Here is a 5,341-nt window from a genome sequence, read left to right on the forward strand (position 1 = left end):
TGTCAAGCGAACCTCATAAGAGGTCGGCAGCAGGAACCCGCCGAAGCTTACAACAATAGCAATATTGTTGTTTAGCAGTAGGATCATCGACCTTTAGGCCGGTGAGGATGTCAAGGTTGAAAAATGCCGGAGTTGCTTTACCCGTATATAACGTAGAAGATCTTAAAGCTCCGTTACTGTTGGCAAAGTCAAGAAATCTTTTTAAAGTATTTCAAAATAATGTCGGATTGTTGGCAGCTCAATATTCAGACGGTATTCAATTAAAAATTATTATGGGAGAGTCTGATATTAATTTCAGTGCGATTTACGAAAATGCGGTGGCGCAGGAATTAGCTGCGCACGACTTTAATCTGTTTTATTTCAATAGTAAAAAGCAAGGAGAACTTGATTTTGTAGTTGAAAAGGATGGCATGATTTTACCTATAGAGGTGAAGTCAGGAAAAGATTATGCTTCACACCGAGCTTTAACCAATGTTTTGGAAAATTCTGAATACAATATTAAAGAAGCACTGGTGTTTAGTAATTCAAATGTTAAACAAGCCGGCAAGATCTTGTATGTTCCGATATATATGGTGATGTTTCTTGAAAAAAAGAAGGATTTTTCGCTTATATATAGAGTTGATTTGTCAGCTCTTTCTTAGTTATTGCATTAAACTTTCTGCAAAATTTTAGGCTTTTGATGTAATCGGCTATAATGGCTCTCATATTTTTAGAGGATTTTTTATGTTTGATAATCTTACCGAGCGTCTAAACCGAACTTTAAAGAATATCAGCGGTAAAGGCCGAATTACTGAAGATAATATTAAAGATACGCTGCGTGAAGTCAGAACCGCATTGCTTGAAGCCGACGTCGCTTTGCCGGTGGTTAAATCCTTTACGCAAAAAGTTAAGGAAAAAGCTTTAGGGCAAGAGGTAAGCTTAAGCTTAACTCCGGGACAAGAATTTATTAAGACCGTCTATGCTCAATTAGTAGAAACCATGGGCGGTGAAACGGCCGAGCTTAATTTAGCCACTCAGCCTCCTGCAGTTATTTTGCTTGCAGGTTTGCAAGGTGCCGGTAAGACCACATCGGCTGCAAAGCTTGCTTTATATATTAAAGAACGTCTTAAAAAGAAAGTATTGATGGTCTCTGTCGATACGTACCGTCCTGCAGCTATCGATCAGTTATTAACTTTAGCTAAAGAAATCAATGTTGACGCTTTTCCTTCAGATCCTAAGTCAACTCCTGAAGCTATCGCCGTCGCGGCACTTGCTGAAGCTAAAGCCCGTTTTTATGACGTGTTAATTGTTGATACCGCAGGTCGCTTGGCTGTTGACGAAGTAATGATGGATGAAGTTAAAAAGCTTCATTCCGTCGTCAGCCCTATCGAGACGTTATTCGTCGTTGACGCCATGACAGGTCAGGACGCCGCCAATACCGCCAAAGCCTTTGCCGAAGCTTTGCCGCTTACCGGCGTGATTTTGACTAAAGCTGACGGTGACGCGCGCGGTGGTGCCGCTTTATCCGTACGCGAGATCACCGGTAAACCGATTAAGTTTATCGGTATGGGTGAAAAAGTCGCGGCATTGGAGCCTTTCCATCCTGATCGTATCGCTTCCCGCATTCTTGATATGGGTGATTTGCTGTCATTGATTGAGCAATTACAGCGTAACACTGATGTTGAGAAAGCCAAGAAGATGGCGGAAAAAATCAAAAAAGGAAAAGGTTTTACCTTTGATGACTTTTTATCCCAGCTTCAGGAAATGAAAAAAATGGGCGGTCTCACCGGACTTATGGATAAGCTCCCCGGCATGGGAAATCTAAGTGAGCAGATTAAAAGCAAAGTTAATGATAAGCAGCTTTTGCATATGGAAGCTATCATTTGCTCCATGACCAAAAAAGAAAGACGTAAGCCTGAGATTATTAAGGGGTCACGCAAGCGTCGCATCGCCGCAGGTGCCGGTGTCCAGATCCAAGAAGTCAATCAGCTTCTAAAACAGTTTGAAATGATGCAGAAGATGATGAAAAAAATGGGCTCTGGCGGTATGCGCAATATGATGCGCGGCATGATGGGCGGATTATCGCGTATGGGCATGGGCGGCGGAATGCCGAATCTTCCAGGAATGGGCGGAATGTTCAGAAGATAACTAAAAGATTTTAAACAAGGGCGGATTAAAATTTCCGCCTTTTTTGTTTGCAAAATATGATCTTGATTTAAATGCCCGCGGCGCTAAAAGCTTAATATTAAAGAATAACAAGAGACGTAAGGAGTGTTGCCATGAAATGCCGCATTATCTGCCATATGATTTCGTCTATTGATGGACGACTTAAAACCGCCCGTTGGACAAGACCTTTTATTAAAACCGACATTTCAACGGTATATGATGAGGCGGCAAACCTTTACCACTATGACGGTTGGATTATTGGTCGCAAGACTATGGCAGAACTTGATGATTCAATAAGTGAAAAAGAGTCGTCCCTTACGGATAGTCAGGCCGATCGTTTGCCCTTTATCGGTGAATTTTCAGGTAAAAAGATCGGTATTGTTTTTGATTTAAAAGGCAAACTTCATTATAAGACCGACACTCTGCCAAGCGGTGAGCACATAGTTGCAGTAGTGTCGGCTAATGTAAAAAGCGAATACTTGGATGAGTTAAAGAATGTGGGGATCTCTTATATTTTTGCCAAAGAAGGATATGAGGCAATCCCTGGTGTAATAAGAGATCTTGAACAGTATTTTGCGGTGAAGAATCTGCTTCTTGAAGGCGGCGGGGCGTTAAACGGATCGTTTTTAAAAGCAAAGCTTATAAATGAATTTAGTATTCTTGTCTATCCTAGTGTAGACGGAATGTCCGGAATCGATTCAATCGTAAATTATCAAGGTGATGATAAAAACGATATTCCAGGGAAAGGGACGCAATTACATTTACTTACATGTGAAAAGTTTTCAGGAGACGTGGTATTGCTGCGTTATGCAGTGTCATACGTAGAATAGTATTTTTAGCTTTTGTTCATGTTTTTTGTGAGAAGCTATTTAATCTGTTTTTTTAAGCTATTGGCTTTGGCATGGGCTTTTTGTCTGTAAATATTTTGGCATACGTCTTGATTTTTGCGATAAATCGAGTATGATCGCACAACTGTATTTATTTAACACAGCGATTTTTTAAATCGCTAAACTTATAGGTAAATTACGAAATGGTAGTCATTCGTTTACGTCGTCTCGGCGCTAAAAAGCGTCCGTTTTATCACGTAGTAGTTGCTGATTCTCGTTTCTCAGCAACCGGTCGTTTTATCGAAAAGGTCGGTTTCTTCAATCCGATCGCTTGCGGTAAAGAAGTTCGCTTACGTCTTGACGTTGAAGCTATTCAGAACTGGATCGCCAAAGGTGCTCAGCCTTCTCCGCGCGTACAGCGTTTATTAAAAGAGAATGAGATGGGACCTGAAGCCGTCGCTAAGTACAAAGCTGACAAGCACGCTGCTGAAGTCGCTTTCCGTAAGGCAAAGGCTGAAGCTGAAGCTGCTGCCAAGGCTGCTGAAGCCGCTCAGGCTTAATAATCAATCTGCTGTATGGCAGGTGATGTTCCGCGCCCCATGGGCAGATTAGGTTCTACCTATGGAATAAAAGGCTGGTTGAAAGTTCAGTCTTTTACCGAGCAACCTGAAAACCTTTTTGACTACTCGCCATGGTTTATTCGCCGGCGTGGGGAAGAATGGCGTGAGGTTCAGGTCGAAGCTTGGAAACCGCATGGTGACGGTTTTATTGCAAAACTCAATGCGGTTGATGTCCGGGAAGAAGCTCAGCTTTATACCGGCATGGAAATAGGGATCAAGCGCTCAAGCTTGCCTCCTGCTTCTGAAGGTGAATTTTACTTATGCGACCTTGAAGGGTGCAAAGTAATAGGCCTGAATGAAGTTGATCTCGGCGTAGTGTCGAGAATTATGGATCACGGAGCCGCTCCTTTATTAGTGGTGTCTCCCTCTGACCGCACGAAGAATGGTCCTAAAGAAAGACTCATTCCTTGTGTAATTGGCCCGATTATTACCGCAATTGATCTCGATGCGAAAATAATCAGGGCAGAGTGGGGTGAAGATTACTAAACATGTGGTTTGGTGTTGTTTCACTCTTCCCGGAAATGTTCAGTGCTGTTACTGAGTCGGGAGTAACTCGCCGCGCGTGTGAAAAGGGATTGATTTCCGTCACGTGCTTTAACCCGCGAGATTACGCTTACGACAAGTATAAAACCGTGGATGACAAGCCGTACGGCGGCGGTCCCGGAATGCTGATGAAAGTACAGCCGCTGCGTGATGCGATAAACGCAGCTCGAGCCAAGGCTCCTGCCGGGACTAAAGTAGTATGCATGTCTCCTCAAGGAGAGCGTCTCAACCACTCACTGGTCACGCGATTCCATGATTGGGGTTCGATTATCTTGGTAGCAGGTCGCTACGAAGGTATTGATGAGCGAATCCTTCAGAAAGAAGTCGATCTGGAGGTGTCAATCGGTGACTATGTGCTGTCGGGAGGCGAATTACCCGCCATGTGCGTCATCGATGCAGTTTCACGGATGGTGCCGGGAGTTCTCGGTGATATCCGTAATGCGGAGGAAGATTCCTTTGCACAAGGATTGCTGCATTTCCCTCAGTATACAAGACCTGAGGAAATCGACGGTGACAAAGTTCCTGAGATTTTATTAAGCGGCGATCACGCAAAGATCCGACTCTGGAGATTACAGCAGGCAGTGATCCGTACTTATGAAAGACGGCCTGATTTACTGCAATTACGTGGTCTTGACGCAACGGAGCTAAAGCTTCTTTGCCAATACCTCAAAGCTCAAGGGCGCGAGGACGAGGCCGAACAGTTTTTTAATACATTAAGGGTAGGTAATTAAAATGGCAAGCCATCCGATTATTGATCAGTTGGAAAAAGAGCAGCTTCGTTCCGACATTCCTGAATTCAATCCGGGCGATACCGTTCGTGTTGAAGTTCGCGTTGTCGAAGGTGACAAGAGCCGTTTACAGGCTTTTGAAGGCAACGTTATCGCTAAGCGTAACCGCGGTCTGAACTCTTCTTTCACCGTTCGTAAGATTTCTTCAGGTGAAGGTGTAGAGCGTGTATTCCAGACCCACTCTCCGCTTATCGCTTCAATTACCGTTACCCGTCGCGGTGACGTACGTCGTGCCAAGCTCTACTACTTACGTAAGCTCTCCGGCAAGGCTGCTCGTATTCGCGAGAAGGTCTAATAATAAGAGATTTTGTATCTTATTATTGGTTAATAGAAGGCAGGCATCGTCCTGCTTTCTTCATTTTTCCTGAACTCTGCTCTTTTTTGTATATCTATCAGCAGAGTTCATAATCAAAGCCTT

The 5,341-nt window shown here is 43.6% G+C and carries 6 protein-coding genes and 1 pseudogene; all 7 read left to right on the forward strand.

Going from position 1 to position 5,341, the window contains the following annotated elements; translation table 11 throughout:
• Positions 1-107: 107 nt before the first annotated feature.
• A complete protein-coding gene (locus tag QZ019_RS09080; RefSeq protein WP_295484411.1) occupies positions 108-641 on the forward strand; it encodes a DUF4143 domain-containing protein in 534 nt (177 codons plus the stop codon).
• An 82-nt stretch (positions 642-723) separates the two neighbouring features.
• Complete coding sequence (gene ffh / locus QZ019_RS09085; protein ID WP_295484414.1) at positions 724-2,127, forward strand: signal recognition particle protein; 1,404 nt, start codon at positions 724-726, stop codon at positions 2,125-2,127.
• A gap of 131 nt (positions 2,128-2,258) precedes the next feature.
• The gene (locus QZ019_RS09090) at positions 2,259-2,975 is read left to right on the forward strand and encodes a dihydrofolate reductase family protein (RefSeq protein ID WP_295484417.1); all 717 of its coding nucleotides are present in this window, start codon (positions 2,259-2,261) and stop codon (positions 2,973-2,975) included.
• A gap of 200 nt (positions 2,976-3,175) precedes the next feature.
• Positions 3,176-3,409: pseudogene (gene rpsP, locus QZ019_RS09095) on the forward strand (30S ribosomal protein S16); the annotation flags it as partial.
• Between the two features lie 138 nt (positions 3,410-3,547).
• Complete coding sequence (gene rimM / locus QZ019_RS09100; RefSeq protein ID WP_294566754.1) at positions 3,548-4,078, forward strand: ribosome maturation factor RimM; 531 nt, start codon at positions 3,548-3,550, stop codon at positions 4,076-4,078.
• Positions 4,079-4,080: 2 nt separating this feature from the next.
• Positions 4,081-4,866, forward strand: a complete 786-nt coding sequence (trmD, locus tag QZ019_RS09105) for a tRNA (guanosine(37)-N1)-methyltransferase TrmD (RefSeq protein ID WP_294566752.1) — start codon at positions 4,081-4,083, stop codon at positions 4,864-4,866.
• A gap of 1 nt (position 4,867) precedes the next feature.
• Entirely contained in the window at positions 4,868-5,218 is a 351-nt protein-coding gene (gene rplS, locus QZ019_RS09110) for a 50S ribosomal protein L19 (protein ID WP_009143801.1), read from the forward strand.
• Positions 5,219-5,341 lie beyond the last annotated feature (123 nt).

It is taken from the genome of uncultured Succinatimonas sp. (assembly GCF_905203285.1).
GTDB lineage: Bacteria > Pseudomonadota > Gammaproteobacteria > Enterobacterales > Succinivibrionaceae > Succinatimonas.

Bases quoted from the DNA above. Each gene is read 5' to 3' on its own strand.
- QZ019_RS09080 (WP_295484411.1), top strand. From the start codon at position 108: ATGTCAAGGTTGAAAAATGCCGGAGTTGCTTTACCCGTATATAACGTA.
- ffh (WP_295484414.1), top strand. From the start codon at position 724: ATGTTTGATAATCTTACCGAGCGTCTAAACCGAACTTTAAAGAATATC.
- QZ019_RS09090 (WP_295484417.1), top strand. From the start codon at position 2,259: ATGAAATGCCGCATTATCTGCCATATGATTTCGTCTATTGATGGACGA.
- rimM (WP_294566754.1), top strand. From the start codon at position 3,548: ATGGCAGGTGATGTTCCGCGCCCCATGGGCAGATTAGGTTCTACCTAT.
- trmD (WP_294566752.1), top strand. From the start codon at position 4,081: ATGTGGTTTGGTGTTGTTTCACTCTTCCCGGAAATGTTCAGTGCTGTT.
- rplS (WP_009143801.1), top strand. From the start codon at position 4,868: ATGGCAAGCCATCCGATTATTGATCAGTTGGAAAAAGAGCAGCTTCGT.